Source organism: Chromobacterium alkanivorans (assembly GCF_016937655.1).
GTDB lineage: Bacteria > Pseudomonadota > Gammaproteobacteria > Burkholderiales > Chromobacteriaceae > Chromobacterium > Chromobacterium alkanivorans.
Genome location: NZ_JAFHKL010000007.1, coordinates 141,599 through 158,018, shown reverse-complemented (window position 1 = coordinate 158,018; position 16,420 = coordinate 141,599). Strand labels below are relative to the sequence as shown.

The 16,420-nt window shown below is 66.4% G+C and carries 15 protein-coding genes; 6 read left to right on the top strand and 9 right to left on the bottom strand.

All coding sequences use genetic code 11. The annotated features are described in order from the left end of the window. Window positions 1-72: 72 nt before the first annotated feature. The 3 genes from hutG to hutC form a co-directional block, all read right to left on the bottom strand. A complete protein-coding gene (gene hutG / locus JW897_RS13930; RefSeq protein ID WP_240352205.1) occupies window positions 73-996 on the bottom strand; it encodes a formimidoylglutamase in 924 nt (307 codons plus the stop codon). Window positions 997-1,011: 15 nt separating this feature from the next. Further along, window positions 1,012-2,259 (bottom strand): imidazolonepropionase, encoded by a 1,248-nt coding sequence (gene hutI / locus JW897_RS13925; protein WP_205466587.1) that lies wholly within the window; start codon window positions 2,257-2,259, stop codon window positions 1,012-1,014. Between the two features lie 230 nt (window positions 2,260-2,489). Next, a complete protein-coding gene (hutC, locus tag JW897_RS13920) occupies window positions 2,490-3,206 on the bottom strand; it encodes a histidine utilization repressor (RefSeq protein WP_048412894.1) in 717 nt (238 codons plus the stop codon). Window positions 3,207-3,362: 156 nt separating this feature from the next. Here hutC and JW897_RS13915 point away from each other — a divergent pair, with 156 nt between their 5' ends. The 3 genes from JW897_RS13915 (at window position 3,363) to JW897_RS13905 (ending at window position 5,312) form a co-directional block, all read left to right on the top strand. Beyond that, window positions 3,363-3,779, top strand: a complete 417-nt coding sequence (locus JW897_RS13915) for an Mpo1 family 2-hydroxy fatty acid dioxygenase (RefSeq protein WP_048412893.1) — start codon at window positions 3,363-3,365, stop codon at window positions 3,777-3,779. Between the two features lie 35 nt (window positions 3,780-3,814). Next, the gene (locus JW897_RS13910) at window positions 3,815-4,684 is read left to right on the top strand and encodes a D-hexose-6-phosphate mutarotase (RefSeq protein WP_205466585.1); all 870 of its coding nucleotides are present in this window, start codon (window positions 3,815-3,817) and stop codon (window positions 4,682-4,684) included. Between the two features lie 67 nt (window positions 4,685-4,751). Beyond that, window positions 4,752-5,312 carry a hypothetical protein gene (locus tag JW897_RS13905; RefSeq protein WP_048412891.1) on the top strand — a complete coding sequence of 187 codons (561 nt, stop codon included), beginning with the start codon at window positions 4,752-4,754 and terminating at the stop codon, window positions 5,310-5,312. A gap of 311 nt (window positions 5,313-5,623) precedes the next feature. On the opposite strand, the gene JW897_RS13900 is transcribed toward JW897_RS13905, so the two are convergent. From JW897_RS13900 to rarD, 5 genes are all read right to left on the bottom strand, one after another. Continuing rightward, window positions 5,624-7,498 (bottom strand): M3 family metallopeptidase, encoded by a 1,875-nt coding sequence (locus tag JW897_RS13900; RefSeq protein ID WP_048412890.1) that lies wholly within the window; start codon window positions 7,496-7,498, stop codon window positions 5,624-5,626. Between the two features lie 124 nt (window positions 7,499-7,622). Continuing rightward, window positions 7,623-8,183, bottom strand: a complete 561-nt coding sequence (locus tag JW897_RS13895) for a GNAT family N-acetyltransferase (RefSeq protein WP_205466583.1) — start codon at window positions 8,181-8,183, stop codon at window positions 7,623-7,625. Then, window positions 8,177-8,368 carry a hypothetical protein gene (locus JW897_RS13890; RefSeq protein ID WP_048412889.1) on the bottom strand — a complete coding sequence of 64 codons (192 nt, stop codon included), beginning with the start codon at window positions 8,366-8,368 and terminating at the stop codon, window positions 8,177-8,179. The genes JW897_RS13895 and JW897_RS13890 overlap by 7 nt, the downstream gene beginning before the upstream one ends. A gap of 188 nt (window positions 8,369-8,556) precedes the next feature. Further along, window positions 8,557-8,832, bottom strand: a complete 276-nt coding sequence (locus tag JW897_RS13885; protein WP_048412888.1) for a hypothetical protein — start codon at window positions 8,830-8,832, stop codon at window positions 8,557-8,559. A 302-nt stretch (window positions 8,833-9,134) separates the two neighbouring features. Further along, entirely contained in the window at window positions 9,135-10,049 is a 915-nt protein-coding gene (gene rarD, locus JW897_RS13880) for an EamA family transporter RarD (protein ID WP_205466582.1), read from the bottom strand. Window positions 10,050-10,602: 553 nt separating this feature from the next. Between rarD and JW897_RS13875 the strand changes: the two genes are divergently transcribed. The 3 genes from JW897_RS13875 to JW897_RS13865 all read left to right on the top strand — a co-directional run bounded on the left by JW897_RS13875 (window position 10,603) and on the right by JW897_RS13865 (window position 15,447). Next, on the top strand, window positions 10,603-14,079 hold the full coding sequence (locus JW897_RS13875) for an indolepyruvate ferredoxin oxidoreductase family protein (RefSeq protein WP_048412886.1): 3,477 nt from the start codon (window positions 10,603-10,605) through the stop codon (window positions 14,077-14,079). Between the two features lie 208 nt (window positions 14,080-14,287). After that, window positions 14,288-14,839, top strand: a complete 552-nt coding sequence (locus JW897_RS13870; protein WP_205466580.1) for a hypothetical protein — start codon at window positions 14,288-14,290, stop codon at window positions 14,837-14,839. Between the two features lie 74 nt (window positions 14,840-14,913). Further along, window positions 14,914-15,447 (top strand): DUF2059 domain-containing protein, encoded by a 534-nt coding sequence (locus tag JW897_RS13865; RefSeq protein WP_205466578.1) that lies wholly within the window; start codon window positions 14,914-14,916, stop codon window positions 15,445-15,447. 61 nt (window positions 15,448-15,508) lie between these two features. Here the strand turns inward: JW897_RS13865 and JW897_RS13860 are convergent, their stop codons facing one another. Next, window positions 15,509-16,312, bottom strand: a complete 804-nt coding sequence (locus JW897_RS13860) for a mechanosensitive ion channel family protein (protein ID WP_205466577.1) — start codon at window positions 16,310-16,312, stop codon at window positions 15,509-15,511. Between the last annotated feature and the right edge of the window lie 108 nt (window positions 16,313-16,420).

Genomic DNA, 16,420 nt, shown 5'->3' with positions numbered 1-16,420 from the left:
TGTTCTCCTTTGTAAACCCGCCGCCGGTTGTGGCCCGGCGGGCGGGGAATGACGCTATCGCTGTGAACGGGTTCAGGGCTGTTTCAGGTGCCGGCCTATGCTCCACGCCAGCCGGGCGGCGGTCTTGGCGCCGTGGCTGTCGATGTCGAAGGCCGGGTTCAGTTCCACCAGGTCGGCGGCCGCCAATTTGCCGCTTTCGGCCAGACGCCGGACCAAGGCCTCGACCACGGGCAGCGCCACCCCCATGGCGGCGGGGGCGGAAACCGCCGGCATCACGCTGGCGGGCAAAACATCCAGGTCTATGGTCAGGTAGACGATGTCCACCTGATCGACGAAGGCCATCATTGCGCTGCGCACCGTGGACAAGGTGTCCAGCGTCATGTCGCTGTCCAGCGTCCACTTGACGCCGAGCGCGCGGGCGCGGGCGAACAGCGCCTGGGTGTTGGACGGCTCGGCCACGCCCAGACACAGATAATGGAAGGGTCGCCCGGCTTGCGCGCAGTCGGCGGCGATCTGGGCGAACGGGGTGCCGGAAGTGGCCTCCTCCGCTTCGCGCAAGTCGAAGTGGGCGTCGAAATTGACGATGCCTATCACCTTGTCCGGGTGCGCCGCCGCCAGGCCGCGCCAGGTGCCGTAGGCGGTTTCGTGGCCGCCGCCCAGCACCAGCGGGAAATGGCCGTCGGCGCGCAGCCGGCGCACTTGTTCGCCCAGCCGCGCCTGCGCGGCGTCCAGATCGCCGTCGGCGCAGGCCACGTCGCCGGCGTCGCACAAGGGCAGCGCCTGGTGCCAGGCCAGATTGGCCAGCGCCTTGCGGATCGCCGTCGGGCCGGCGGCGGCGCCGACGCGGCCCTGATTGCGGCGCACGCCCTCGTCGCAGGCGAAGCCGACGATGCCCACGCCCGGCTCCAGCCCGGCGGCGTAGGGCCGCGCCAGCTGATGCCAGCGCCGCGCCAGATCGCCTTCGCCGGCGTCGACCCGGCCGCTCCAAACACTCATGTCCACGCTCATGCTTCAACAGCCTTTCATATGCTGCGCCACGCCGCGAAACACGCGCTGGCGCAAAGGGTTGTCGCCCAGGCCGTAGACGATCTCGGCCGGCGAATCGATGTCCCATACCAACAAGTCGGCGACATGGCCGGCGGCCAGCCGGCCGTGGCTGCCGCCGCGGCCCAAGGCCTGAGCCGCGTGGCGGGTGACCCCCGCCAGCGCCTCTTCCGGGGTCAGGCCGAACAAGACGCAGGCCTGGTTCATCGCCAGCCGGATGGAGGCGAACGGGCTGGTGCCGGGATTGAGATCGGTGGACACCGCCATCGGCACGCCGGCGGCGCGCAGCAATTCCACCGGCGGCTTTTGGGTTTCGCGCAGGAAGTAGAAAGCGCCCGGCAGCAGCACCGCCACGGTGCCGGCGGCCTTCAGCGCGGCCACGCCGGCGGCGTCCAGATATTCGACGTGATCGGCGGACCAGCCGCCAAATTCGGCCACCAGTTCGGCGCCGTGCAGATTGGACAGCTGCTCGACATGGCCCTTGACCTCGAGGCCGTGCACGCGCGCCGCCTCGAACACGCGGCGGGTCTGCGCCGGGCTGAAGCCCACGCTTTCGCAGAAAGCGTCCACCGCCTCGGCCAGGCCGGCGCTCGCGGCGGCCGGCAGGATGACGTCGACGATGTGGTCGATGTAGGCGTCGGCGCGGCCGGCGAATTCCGGCGGCAGCGCGTGGGCGGCCAGCAAGGTGGCGGACACCTCCACCGGCAATTCGTCCCGCAAGCGCCGCGCCGCGCGCAGTTGCTTGAGTTCATCGTCCAGGCTCAGGCCGTAGCCGGACTTGATTTCCACCGTGGTCACGCCCTCGGCCATCAGCGCGCGCAGCCGCGGCTTGGCGGCGGCGGCCAGGCCGGCCTCGTCCAGCGCCCGGGTGGCGCGCACGGTGGAGACGATGCCGCCGCCCTCGGCGGCGATCTGCTGATAGGGCACGCCGTTGAGGCGTTTTTCCCATTCGGCGGCGCGGTTGCCGCCGTAAACCAGGTGGGTGTGACAATCGATGAAGCCGGGGGTGATCCAGGCGCCCTTGGCGTCGATCACCGCGCCGTCGAAGCCGGCGGGATCGATGTCCGCGGCCGGCGGCAGCGCGACGATGCGGCCGGCTTCCAGCAATAGCGCATGGCCTTCCAGCGCGCCGTAAGGCGTCGGGCGGCTCGGGTCCATCGTCGCCAGCCTGGCGTTGATCCACAGGCTGCGGCGATCCGTTTCGGCTTGACTCATGGTGGGCTCGTTGCGGGTCATTTGTATATACAATTAATCCTAACTAAACCGCCTGTCAAGTTCGAAGCCGTGATTTTTGTAAATAGGCGGAATGGTCAGAATTGGCTTGCTGGCCAATCACTTGATGTTGCATGGCAACAAAAAAGCCGCCCGGCGGCGGCTTGTTTGAACGCGAAAATTCAGCGTTTATTTGTATATACATTAGCGCGCAACGAAAGCCGCGCGGACGCTCAGCGCTTGACCCGGGTTTGCGAGCGCAGCTTGTAGCGCGAGCCCGGATGGGTCAGCCGCGCGAAGCTGACCAGCTTCTTGTGCGACCAGGTGCGGCGCAAAACCAACAGGCAGGGCTCGCGCGCCGTCATGTCCAGCATCGCCTGCTCGGCCGCGCTGGGCAGCACCGCCTCCACGCTGTGCTCGATGTCGGTCAGCGGGCAGTTCTTCATCAGATAGTCGTTGGGGGTGCGGCTGCTGAAATCCTGTTCCAGATAGTCCGGCGCGAAGGCGGGATTGACGTAGCGGTCTTCCAGCTGGATGGCGACGTCGTCCTCGCGGTGCACGATCAAGGAGCGGAACACCGCGCTGCCCTCCTTCACCCCCAGCCGCAGGGCCACGTCCTCGGTGGCGAGCACGGCCTTGAGTTCGTAGACGTCGGCGCTGTGGCGGTGGCCGCGCGCCTCGATTTCCTCGGAGATGTTGTTGATGTCCAGCAGCGGAGACTCGGCCTTGCGCTCGGCCACATAAGTGCCGTCGCCGGCGAAGCGCAGCAGGATGCCGGCCTCGGCCAGATCGCGCACCGCCTTGTTGACGGTCATGCGCGACACCTGGAACTGGCGCGCCAACTCCAGCTCAGGCGGAATCTTGCCGCCGGGCAGAAACTGGCGGGAGCGGATGCCTTCGAGGATGTATTCCTTGATGCGCAGATAACGCGGTTGTGCTGTCGATGACACCTTGGGAACCCAGAGATTGAACGGTTGGCAAAAGGATTGTAGCCCAAGGCGGCGCGCAAGCCCCTGATCCAGCGCAGACAAAACCGGCCGCGGGCATTGCCGCCGCCCGGCGTCTGCGCCAAGATGAAAGTCCGTCGCCAGCTTGCGAGGCCTGACATGACGCTTGAGCAATGGTTGCAAGAGTATGACCTCAGTCACCGCCATCCCGTCAATATCCGCATCCACAAAATCTGCGTGCCGGCCATCGTGTTCGCGCTCCTGGGCCTGCTCGCCAGCGTGCCGGCGCCGCTGAACCCGGCCTGGCTGGCGGTGGCCGCCGGCCTGGCCTTCTATTGGCGGCTGGGCCGCGCCGCGGCGCTGGCGATGGCGGCGCTGTGCCTGCCCATGCTGCTGGCGCTGGAAGCGGCGGCGCGCGCCGGCCTGCCGCTGGCCCTGCCCGCGCTGGCGCTGTTCGTCGTCGCCTGGATCGGCCAATTCGTCGGCCACGCGATCGAGGGCAGAAAGCCCTCCTTCCTGCGCGATCTGCAATTCCTGCTGATAGGCCCGCTGTGGACGCTGCGCCGCTGGCTGTAGCGCGCTATCATCGGCTTTTTGCCCGAAAGCCCCGCATGTCCGTCGCCCTGCCTCCCGCCGCCGCGCTGTCCAGCCGCGCGCCCGGCGTCGATATTCTCGTGATCGCCGCGGCGGATTTCCACGCGGAAATCTCCTTGCTGGGCGGCCAGTTGCTCAGTTTTCGCGCCGCCGGCCAGCAACCCTTGCTGTATTTGTCGCCGCAGGCGCGCTACCAGCCGGGCAAGGCGATACGCGGCGGCGTGCCGCTGTGCTGGCCGTGGTTCGGCCCGCATCCGGACGAGCCGGCGCAGCCGGCCCACGGCGTGGCGCGCACCCAGGCCTGGCGTCTGGACGAGGTCCGGGAAGACGCCGGCGCGTTCCACGTGAAACTGTCCGGCCCGGAGCACGGCGGCCTGACGGCGCACATCGAATACCGGCTGGGCGCGACGGTGGAAGCGGCGCTGACCAGCCGCAACCGCGGCGACCGCCCTCAGCGGCTAAGCGCCGCGCTGCACAGCTATCTGGCGGTGGGCGACGCGCGCCAGGCCTCGCTGTCCGGCCTGGACGGCGCGCGCTGCCACGACAAGGTGGCCGGCCGCGAAAGCCGCTGGCCGGACGGCGAATTCCGCTTCCACGGCGAGGTGGACAGCATTGTCTACAGCGAGCGGCCCGCCTTGCTGCGCGATCCGGCCTGGAAACGTTGCATCCGCGTCACAGCCGAGGGCGCCGGCAGCGTGGTGGTGTGGAACCCGGCGGCGGAGAAAACGGCCCTGCTGGGCGACTTGCCGGCCGCCGCCTGGCTTGACTTTGTCTGCGTGGAAACCGCCAACGCCGGCGACGATGCCCGGGTACTCGCGCCCGGCGCCAGCCACCGTCTGGCCTGCCGGCTGACGCTGGAGCCCTTCCACGCCGAGGCCGGGGTATAATGAGGGCCGAAGCCGCCGCGGCGTCCAGCCCGGCGGACTGCGTTTTTCAGTTCCGGAACCCCTAGCGATGGCCAGACCCGACAAGATTTCCCGTTTCCTGCCGATTTCCTTTGCCAACGGCAACAGCGTGCGCCGCTTCGGCAAACACTGCCCCAGCTGCCGCGCGATGGTGGGCTCGGAGCATATGGAAGGCATCGCCAGCAAGCAGCAGGACAAGATCTTCCTCGCGGCCCAGGCGCGCTGCCCGTCCTGCGGCGCCGGCTTTCCGGTGCGTTGCGTGATCACCGACGACAAACGCGTGCACCGCGTGCTGCTGCCGCACTGGGCCTTCCGCATGTGGCTGCACATGGCCACCCGCAACGATCCGCAACCGCCCGGCGACGACAACTGGGCGCTGGAGGAAGGCCCGACGGAAGCGCCGCAGCAAGGCTTCGTGCTGCCCGACAACGCCTTCGTCACCCGCTCCGAAGAAGTGCTGGGCCGTTTCCAGGGCGAGCCTATCAACGCCTGGATCGAATACCAGGGCCAGCGCTTCGTGTTCGAGCGCGCCGCGCCGCCCAGCGGCGACGCCCGGCTGGACGCCAGCGAATTGCTGTTCGAGGGCCGGCTGATCTACCGTCAGGCCTGAGCGTCGACAAAGAAAACGGCAGCCCGTGGGCTGCCGTTTTCGCGTTCTTAAGATCCTGTTTACGATCTTGCGAGCTAGAGCGAGACAAGACGAAAACTAGCGAAAAAGCGGAATGTGCTTGTGGTACATGAGCATTTCGAAGACGGCACTCATCGCACAATCTCTCTACCGACGCGCAGCAGATCGTAAACAGGTTCTTAGAGCGGCTAACAAAAGTCAGTTTCACGTCTGAGGCAAGGCGCGCCGACGCAGGCAGTACTTGAGTACGGCAAGTCGGCGCAACGCAGCATCAGGAGTTTTGTTAGCCGCTCTTAGTGCGCGGCGGCCGGATAACGCTCCCTCACCCAGGCTTCGAAACGGCGGCACATCTCCGCCTCTCCCGCCTCGTTGTCGGCGATCAGCTCGGCGCCGTGCACCAGCCGTATCGTCGCGTCCAGCCGCTGCGGATATTCCTGCGCGTATGCGCGCTCCGCCGCGGCGGCGATCTGCCCTTCCGCTTCTTGCCAGGCCTCGTCCACGCTGCGATTGCAGGCCTCGGCCAGGTAACGGGCGTTGAAATGCTCGCCGGTCAGGCTCAGCAGGGTGGCGTCGTGGTCCAGGCTGTTGCCCGGCGCCCAGTAATGTTCGGCCAGCAGCGGGCCGATCGCCGGGTTGTCGGTCAGATAGCCGTATTCGCGCAGGAAATGGGCGCGGGTCTGGTACACCGCCATATGCGCCAGCAGATAGCCGTGATAGGACGCCGCCGACTCCTGGTTCAACAAATGCGGAATCGCCAGCAGCGGCCGCGGGCCGCAGTCCACGCCCAGGATGTCGCGCTCGCAGCGGCGCGCCAGCGCCAGCACCGTTTCCGGCGTCAGCTCCGCCTCCGGCAACCGGTACAGCTCGCGCTCGAAGTAGGCGACCACGGCGATGGAGCGCTCGGAGAAGGCGAAGAAAGGCTGGATCGCCTCGATGCGCGCGCGGATCAGCGCGTCCGGCATCGCCTCGCCGGCGGCGTTGCGCGCGTAGCGCTTCAGCCAGTCGGCGTCGTTCAGCAGGCTGTCGCAGAACATGCTCTGGGTTTCGGCGTAGGCCATCGAAGTGGGCGCGAACTCCTGGGAGAAGCACGGCGCGTTCTGGACCACATTGGCGAAGTGGGCGGCGTGGCCGCCTTCGTGGAACAGGGTGTTGATCGCGCGCGCGCCGCTGCCCACCTGGTCCGGCGTGGCGTCGGCGGTGAAATTGATCCGGCCCGGCACCCAGCGGCCGCCGTCGTAGAAGCTAGGCACCGGCCCGTGGCAGAAGCCGTTCTGATACTTGCCCTTGCGCTCCACCAGGTCCAGTTGCATGGTGGCCTGCCGGTATTGCACGCCCAACCGGCGGAAGCTCAGCACCCAGCGCTCCACCGCCTTGGAGAACGGCAGATAGGGGTCCATCTGCCGGGTGACGTCGCCGCTCATGTGGAAGCGCAGATTGTACGGCAGCAGCGCGTCCGCGCCCTTGTCCTCGGCCAGCCGCCGCAGCGCGGCCTGGTTGGCGTCGCGGGTGCGCGCCTCGAAATCGTCCAGCACGGCGAACAGCGCCTGCGGCGTCATCTGCTCGTTCTTCCTCACCTTATGCTCGAAATAATCGGCGCTGCCCAGGCTGCGCGCCAGCGCGTTGCGCTGCTTGACGATGTCGAGGAAGCCGTTGTCCAGCACCCAGCGCTCCAGGCCGAGCAAGGCGTCGTGCGAGCTTTTGCGCGCGGCGGCGTCCGGGTTGGTGGTCATATTGATGCTCAGCATGGTCAGCGTCGCCTCCTCGCGCTCGCCGCGCTCGTTGACGTGGCTGAGCGACAGATCGCGGCGCTTGGCGAACAGCTCGGCCTCCATCTCGATCAGCCGGCGCATCTGTTCCTGCGCCGCCGCGCTGTCGATGATGTTGCTTTCAAACAGCGCCAGCCAACCCTGGTAACCGTGCAGCAAGGCGTCGCGCTCGGCGTCGGCCGGCTGCGCCTGCAGGCGCTCCAGCGCCGCGCGCACCGCCGCCAGCCGTTCCGGGCTGGAAATGAAGGCTTTGTAGGCGGCCTCGGCGCGGGCGAAACCGTCGTGGTCGTCGGACACCGCCATATAGGTGTCCCAGAACAGGTCTTCCTTGGTCTTGTGCACCGCCAGGTAATCGCGGTTGAGCTGGTCGAAGCCCGCGCGCAGTTCGGCAATCGCTGTCATCTTGCTGACTCTCCTTTGCGCTGTCCGTAGGCCGCTTGTGGCGGGCCTGGACAGTCTGTTTATGAAATTTGCATTGAGTGTGCGCGCGCGTTCCGCGCCGGTCAAGCGCGGACCGCGTCCGTGACTAGTCGTTGGCGGCGGCCCATTGCAGCACTTCGCGCCGCGGGCCGGAGAACGGCGGCGGCACCGCGGACAGCAGCAGGCTCAGCCGCGGCTCCGCGCCCAGCGGCTGCACCATGAAGCCCAGCCGCCGCGCCAATTGCAGCATGGCGATGTTGCCGGGCGCGCAATCGGCCCAGATCCGGTGCCAGCCCAGCTGGCGGTAGCCGAAGTCCAGCATCATCCGAGCCGCTTCCAGCGCGTAGCCCTGGCCCCAGGCCGATTCCGTCAGCTCGATGCCGAAACTGGCTTCGCCGCCGCGCCCCAGGCCGCGCAGGCCCACCGAGCCTAGCAGCGCCTTGTCCTCGCCGCGCACGATGGCCAGCTGCCAGCCGCGACGGGGAGTGTCGCGCTGCTGCTCCAGAAAACGCAGCAGCAGCTGCCCGCTGCGCGCCGGCGTCACCTCTTCCGGCGGGTAATGACGGGCGAACTCGCGGCCGCTGCGCGCCATCGCGTAGGCGGCGTGGTCGTCCGGGCGGAAATCGCGCAGCATCAGACGTCGACTATAGAGCAAGGGGCTCAGCATAAGCCGCCCTTCTCCAGCCGCAGCCGATGAATGCGTTGTTCCAGCTCCAGACGCTGGTCTTGAACGTGTTGGTCTTGATGTCGGGCCTGGCTGCTCAGCCATCGGCCATCGGCCGGCGCTACGCGCTCGTCGCCGAGAATGTCGCGCAGCAAGTGCGGCGACAGGGGAATAAAGAACGATGCCATGACGGCGGTACCTGTAAAGAACGATAAAGATCATGGACGGCTGGCCCGCGGGGAGCGGGAAGACGTCCGGCATGCGCCGCCGGGCTTGCGGGGCCTGGCGACGCTGCGCAGTCTGCTACCGGGATGGCATGACGTCAAGCATAATCTGCGACAAACATCCAGTTGACATGAACGAAGGGACTCAACGCTCAGCGCCACCAGCCGAGATAACGGGCCAGGCTGGTGGAAATGGCCGCGTCGGTCAGCCCCAATTGCAGGCCCACCAGCGCCGCGTAAAGCTGCATGCCGTGCTCGTCCGGCATATAGGGCAGCGCCCAATCGCTCAACATCGGATACAACAGCCAGGCCAGCAACAGGCCGGCCGCCAGCGCCGCGCCCACCCAGGCGCGGGAGCGCGCGCGCAGGGCCAGCCGGATCAAGATGTCCGAACCGAAGAAAACCACGCTAACCAGATAGAGCGCCATCACGCGCCTCCTTGCAAAAAATTGACCATGCCGCTCCGCCGTCGGCGACGCGCGGGCGGTTTGGAGCGAATGCTTGTTTTTGGGGCAATCAGGGGCGGCAAGCGCATCACAACGATGCATGGCGACGCGGTGCGGCCGCGCTCTATGCTCTTGAACTACGGAAACGGGCCGGACTCGGCTCGGCAATGGGCCGGCGCCGCAAACGCCCGGCGACGGCCCATTGAGTGGTTTATAGCAGACTCTCCTAATGAAAACAGCCCGCGTTTCTTGCGAAACGCGGGCTGCTTCGGCGGCGGAAAAGCTCAGGCCGCGGCGGCGCGCCGCCCCTGCCACATCTGCAGCAAACCGGCGGCGGAGTACAGCAACAAGGCCGCCCAGATCAGGCCGAAACCCACCGCGCGGCCGCTGTCGAACGCTTCGCCGAACAACAGCACGCCCAAGGTCAGCTGGATGCTGGGGCCTATGTACTGGATCACCCCCACCGTCGCCAGCTTGAGCCGGCGCGCGCCGGCGGCGAACAGCAGCAAGGGCACCGCGGTCACCACGCCGGCGCCGATCAGCAAACTCGTCTGCACGGCGCCGCCATGGCCGAAAGCGCTCTGTCCCTGCCATTCGAACCAGACCAGGGCCAACGCCGCCAGCGGCGTCATCAGGAAGGTTTCCAGCGCCAGCCCTTCCAGCGAGGCCAACGGCGCTTTTTTGCGCAGCAGGCCGTACAGGCCGAAGGTGGCCGCCAGCGACAGCGCGATCCACGGCAGCGCGCCGGCGCTATAGGTGATCCAGGCCACGCCGGCCGCCGCCAGCAGCAAGGCGGCGTTCTGCAGGCCGCTCAGGCGCTCGGACAGGAAAAGCCTGCCCAGCAGCACGTTGAACAACGGGTTGATGAAGTAGCCCAGGCTGCCCTCCACCACGTGGCCGGCGTTCACCGCCCAGATATAGATCAGCCAGTTCAGCGACAGCAGCAGGGACGACAGGCCGAAAATGCCCAGCTTGCGCGGTTCGCGCACCGCGGCCGGCAGCCAGCCCCAATGATTGCGCGCGGTCAGCACCGCCGCGACGAACACCGCCGACCAGACAATGCGGTGGCACAGAATTTGCAAAGCCGGAACATCGTGCAGCGGCTTCCAGTACAACGGAAACAGACCCCAACAGATGAAGGCGGCAACGGTGAAAGCGACGCCGCGGCCGCTTTCGGAGGTAGAAGAAACAGGACTCATGGGATTTCACACAGCAAGAGAGGGGGTCAGGATGACAGCTTAACCAAATTGACTCTTTGGAAAAACCGCAATTCAATCAACAGATTGTTCATTATTTAAAACAATGACTTTCCGGATAATAAGCATGCTGCGCTGGCACAATCGCCGCAGTCGCCGTCCAGATCAGTCAATCTCTTTGACGTTGACGTAAACGTAACTTATAGTCCGAGCAAATAGAGAAAAGACTCTAGAACCCAGCCCCGGACCAGGGACCGCGCCGGCGCGCCGGCGATCAAAAACAATACCGGCTGGAGATGGAGCTCAACCGCTGACAACAAAGGAGAAGCCGTCGGCGCCGCACAGACCGCAAGCATGCGGCGGGCGCAGACGCACCGGACCGCCGCCCCGAATTTAGGGGCGGTGGCGCCGGGCCAGCGGGTCTAAAACTTAAGGAGAAGGCCGGCCGCACGCGCCCACAAGGCGCAGGCCGGCCCCATCGCCACAAGCGATGGGTCGTCCGCCGCGCGGCGCCAGCGCCCGCCGGACGCGCCCGAGAATGACAGGAGGAGAAACCATGTCGATCCGCCACGCAGACCTGGAAGAAAAATACACGGCCCCCACCGGCCAGGTGCTGATGACCGGGATTCAGGCGCTGGTGCGCCTGCCCATGCTGCAACAACAACTGGACCGCGCCGCCGGACTCAACACCGCCGGCTACGTCACCGGCTACCGCGGCTCGCCGCTGGGCAACGTCGACCAGACCATGCAGAAGGCCGGCAAATACCTGAAGGAACACAATGTGGTGTTCCACCCCGGCCTCAACGAGGACCTGGCCGCCACCGCGGTCTGGGGCACCCAGCAGGTGAATATGTTCGACGGCCCCAAATACGACGGCGTCTACGCGCTGTGGTACGGCAAGGGCCCGGGCGTGGACCGCTCCGGCGACGTGCTCAAGCACGGCAACGCCGCCGGCACCAGCCGCCACGGCGGAGTGTTGCTGGTGGCCGGCGACGACCACGCGGCCAAATCGTCCACCTTCCCGCATCAATCCGACCACATCCTGGCCGCCAGCATGATTCCGGTGCTGAGCCCGTCCGGGGTGCAGGAAATCATCGATTACGGCCTGCACGGCTGGGCGATGAGCCGCTATTCCGGCTGCTGGGTGTCGATCAAGGCGATCTCCGACACCATTGAAAGCTCGGCCATCGTCGACATTTCGCCGGAGCGCCTGCAGTTCAAGATTCCGGAAGACTTCCCGCTGCCCGAGGACGGCCTCAACATCCGCTGGCCGGACGCGCCGCTGGCGCAGGAAAAACGCGTGCTGCACCACCGCCTGTACGCGGCGCTGGCCTACGCCCGCGCCAACAAGCTGAACCACATCACGCTGGATTCGCCCAAGCCGCGGCTGGGCATCATCACCTGTGGCAAGAGTTATCTGGACGTGATGCAGGCGCTGGACGACCTGGGCATAGACGAGGCGCTGGCCGCCGACATCGGCCTGCGCATCTTCAAGGTGGGCATGGTGTGGCCGCTGGAGCCGGAAGGCGTGCGCCAGTTCGCCGAAGGGCTGGAAGAAATCCTGGTGGTGGAGGAAAAACGCCAGATCATCGAATACCAGTTGAAAGAGCAGCTGTACAACTGGCGCGACGACGTGCGGCCGCGCGTGGTGGGCAAATTCGCCGAAAAAGGCGAATGGGCGCTGCCGCACGGCGACTGGCTGCTGCCGGCCGCCGGCGAGCTGACCCCGGCGATGATAGCCCGCGCCATCGCCGGCCGGCTGGCGCTGATCTTCGACAGCCCCATCATCCACGACCGGCTGAAGTTCTACGACGACAAGGAAGCCCAGCTGGTCAAGCCGCGCGAATCCATCGCCCGCGTGCCCCACTACTGCTCCGGCTGTCCGCACAACACCAGCACCAAGGTGCCGGAAGGCAGCCGCGCCGTCGCCGGCATCGGCTGTCATTACATGGCGCACTGGATCCAGGCCGACAGCACCAAAACCTTCACCCAGATGGGCGGCGAAGGCATCACCTGGGTGGGCCAGGCGCCGTTCACCCACACCAAGCACATCTTCACCAATCTGGGCGACGGCACCTATTTCCACTCCGGCCTGCTGGCCATCCGCGCCGCCGTGGCCGCCAAGGTCAACATCACCTACAAGATCCTGTACAACGACGCGGTGGCGATGACCGGCGGCCAGCACGTGGACGGCTATCTGGATGTGCCCATGATCACCCGCCAGCTGGCGGCGGAAGGCATCAAGCGCATCGTCATCACCAGCGACGATCCGGACAAATACCAGAACGTCCAGGGCCTGGCGGCCGGCGTGGAAGTGTTCCACCGCCGCGAGCTGGACCGGCTGCAAAAAGAGCTGCGCGAAGTCGAGGGCACCAGCATCCTGATCCACGATCAGACCTGCGCCGCCGAGAAGCGCCGCCGCCGCAAGCGCGGCGACTACCCCGACCCGGCCAAGCGCGCCTTCATCAATCAGCAGGTGTGCGAGGGCTGCGGCGACTGCGGCCAGAAATCCGGCTGTCTGTCGGTGTTGCCGGTGGAAACCCCGCTGGGCCGCAAGCGCAAGATCGATCAGTCCAGCTGCAATAAGGACTACTCCTGCGTCGAAGGCTTCTGCCCCAGCTTCGTCACCGTGGAAGGCGGCCAGCTGAAGAAATCCGCCGGCAGCAGCGCCAGCCTGAGCACGATGCCGCCGCTGCCGGAACCGGCGATCCCCCTGCTCAGCGAACCGTTCAGCATCATGGTCACCGGCGTCGGCGGCACCGGCGTGGTCACCATAGGCCAGGTCTTGGGCATGGCCGCCTACCTGGACCGCAAGGGCGTCACCGTGCTGGACATGGCCGGCCTGGCGCAGAAAGGCGGCTCGGTGTGGTCGCACGTGCGCATCGCCGACAGCCAGGACAAACTGCACGCGGTGCGCATCGCCGCCGGCGACGCCAACCTGGTGCTGGGCTGCGATCTGGTGGTGACCGCCGCCGAGGAGGCGCTGGCCAAGATGCGCGACGGCTTCAGCCACGCCATCGTCAACAACTACGAATCGCCGACCAGCGCCTTCCTGAGAAACCCGGACGTGCGCTTCCCCAGCAAGGCGATGAAAGAGGCCATCGTGGAATCGGTGGGCGCCGGCCGCTACAGCGAGGTCAACGCCACCCGGCTGGCCACCTCGCTGCTGGGCGACGCCATCGCCAGCAATATGTTCATGCTCGGCTACGCCTGGCAAAAGGGTTTGGTGCCGGTGACGCTGGAAGCCATCATGGAAGCGGTGCGGCTGAACGGCGCCGCGGTCAAGTTCAACCAGGACGCCTTCAGCTGGGGCCGCCACGCCGCCCACGACCCGGCGCGCATCGAAGCGCTGGTCAGCCCGTCGGCGGTGGTGGCCTTCGTTCCGCGTGAAACTCCAGACGCTGTGCTGCACCACCGCGCCACCGCGCTGACCGCCTACCAGAACGCGGCGCTGGCCGAGCGCTACAAAGCGCTGGTGTCCCGCGTGCGCCAGGCCGAGGAGGCGCTGAACCCGGCCAGCAGCGCGCTGACGCTGGCGGTGGCCAAGAACTACTACCATGTGCTGGCGTACAAGGACGAGTTCGAAGTGGCGCGGCTCTACACCGACGGCAGCTTCCAGCGCGAGCTGGCGCAACAGTTCGACGGCGACTTCCAGCTGCGCTTCCATATCGGCGCCGGCTGGATCACCGGCGGCCAGCCGCGCAAAGTGGCCTTCGGCCCCTGGCTGCTGACCGGCATGAAGTGGCTGGCCAAACTGCGCTTCCTGCGCGGCACCCTGCTGGACCCGTTCGCCCGGCAGGCCGACCGCAAGCTGGAGCGCCGCTTGATCGGCGAATTCGAACGCCAAGTGGAAGACCTGCTCGGCGGCCTGACGCTGGACGCGCTGCCGCGCGCGGCGGAACTGGTCAAAACCTGGGAAGGCGTGCGCGGCTTCGGCCACATCAAGGAGCGCAACTACCAGCAGGCCAAGAGCAAACAGGCGCAGTTGCTGGGCGAGCTGAAGCCGGGCGGCAAGAACCGCCAGGTCGCCTAAGTCAAAGCAATGAAGTTGCTGTAAACGTAGTACCCGAGTGTTCCTACAGCTTGCGGGCGTCGACCATGTCGACGCCCTCTTTTTTCGCCCGTCCTTTCTGCCAGCCGCCCCTTTCTCCAATTGAAAATGCCATAGGCATTTTCTAGCTTCAAGACTGGCGCGCTCCCGCGCCGCCCCATCCCAAGCTCGTCCGCATAGGAGATCCCGTATGTCCCTGAACTGTCGCCATGGCTTGCTCGCCTTCGCCTGCGCCCTCTTGCTGGGCTGCGCGTCCACGCCCGGCAGCGACCGCTGCGCCGGCCAGACCCAGCCGCCGATGCCGGGCATGAGCGTGGTCGACAATCCCGCTTTGCTGAACAGCGCGCTGGGCCAGCCCGGCAAAGGCGGCCTGTGCGCCGGCCAGGTGCGGCGCCAGGACGCCGCGGATCAAACCGTGACGGTCTACCGGGTGTACGACAGCGGCAAGGCCAATTCGCGGCTGGGCCGCTGGTGGTCGTTCAGCGCGCCGCAAGGGCCGGTGGCCGCCTACCGCGCCGCCAACGCCATCTGCCCGAGCTGGAGCCAGCTCAACCGCGTGGTGCGCTGCCAATTGAAAGTGGGCGCCCAGGTGGCGGTGGGACCGGGCCAGAGCGCCGATTGCGCGCCGGACCCCAACTATCCGCCGTCGCCGGTCAACCAGGTCTACGTTCCCAACACCAGCCCGGACAGCCTGCTGGTGGAGCGCTGCGAGGATCTGGGAGATTTCCCGCCGGCCTCTTGAGCAAGACTCCACTCAATTGACGCCAATCATCTAAGCCATCAGCATGGTCGTTTATTCCAACAAGAGAAACGACCATGCGCCTTAAGCCCCTTCTCGCCGCCGGCCTGTGCGCCGCGCTGTTCCACGCCGGCCCGGCGCTCGCCGCCGAAGACAGCGCCGCCGCCGCCAAAGCGTTGCTGCAGGCGATGCGTTACGACGAGATGATCGTGCAGACGATGCAGCAGATGGAAGCCACCATGCAGCAGCAAATGGAGCAGCAGCTGTGGCAAAGCCAGCCGAACTGCGCGCAGACGCCGGCTTGCAAAGACAAGATCGGCGCTTTTCTGCAACAGCTGCGGAAAACCCAACAAGCCTATTTCCAGTCCGCCGAAACCCGCAAGTTGTTGCAAGAGGTGCAGGTCCAGGCGCTGAGCAAGCACTTCAGCGTCGCCGAGATCCGCGAGATGAGCGCTTTTTATCAAACCCCCACCGGCAGCAAGATGTTGCGGCTGATGCCCAAGATCGTGGCGGAAACCGGTCCGGCGGTGATGCAGGACCTCAACCAGCGCTTGCTGCCCGAGCTCAAGCGGCAGATGGACGAGTTCGCGCGTCAGAACGGCGTCCGCTGAACCGGGAAGCGGACAACAAAACGGGGCCGTCGGCCCCGTTGTCGTCTGGCGTCCGCGGCGCTCAGCTCTGGCGCACCACCATCGCCTGCTCCGGCGCCGGGAAGCCGCCGGCGGCCAGGGTTTCGCGAATCACGCGGTTGCTGTCGAAATACACCTGCCAGTAGTCCTGCGGCTTGCAATACGGCCGCACCGCCAACACCGGCCCCAAGGGCGTGAACTCCAGCAGGCCCACGTCCGGCGCCGGGCTGGCCAGCACATTGGGCACCTTGGCCACCGTCTCCCGCAGCAAGCTCATCGCCGCCGCGTGATCGGCGCTGGCGGCCAACTGGGCTTTCAGGTCCACCCGGCGCTGCTCGGTGGCGCTGAAGTTCTGGATGGTGTCGGAAAATATCTTGTTGTTGCCGATCAGGGTCAGCACCCCGTCCGGCGTGTCCACCGCGGTGGCGAACAGGCCGATGTGCTTGACCGTGCCGACGACGCCGGCCACGCCCACCAGATCGCCCACTTTGAACGGCCGCAGCACCACCAGGAAGATGCCGGCGGCGAAGTTGGCCAACAAGCCGCTCCAGGCCATGCCCACCGCCACGCCGGCGGCGGCGATCACCGCGGCGAAGGTGGTGGTCTGCACCCCGAAGAAGCCTAGGATGCCGATCACCAGCACGATGGTCAGCGTCACGTCCAGGAAAGACTTCACGTACTGGCGGATGGTGTGGTCCAGCGATTTGCTGGCCAGCTTGGCGTCCAGCAGGCGGGTGGCGAAATTGATCAGCCAGCGGCCCACCAGCCACAGCAAGATGGCCGACACGATGTTGAGGCCGATTTTCACCGCCAGATCGGACCAGTGAGTCCAGTTGATGGCATCCATTTGTAAATTCCCCTTTTCAACGGTTTTGCAACATGTTTAAAGATAGGAGCTTGCCACAGAAATACCAAATGAATTTTTACGCGAAGCTTCGCCGCCCTGCTTCTGCCG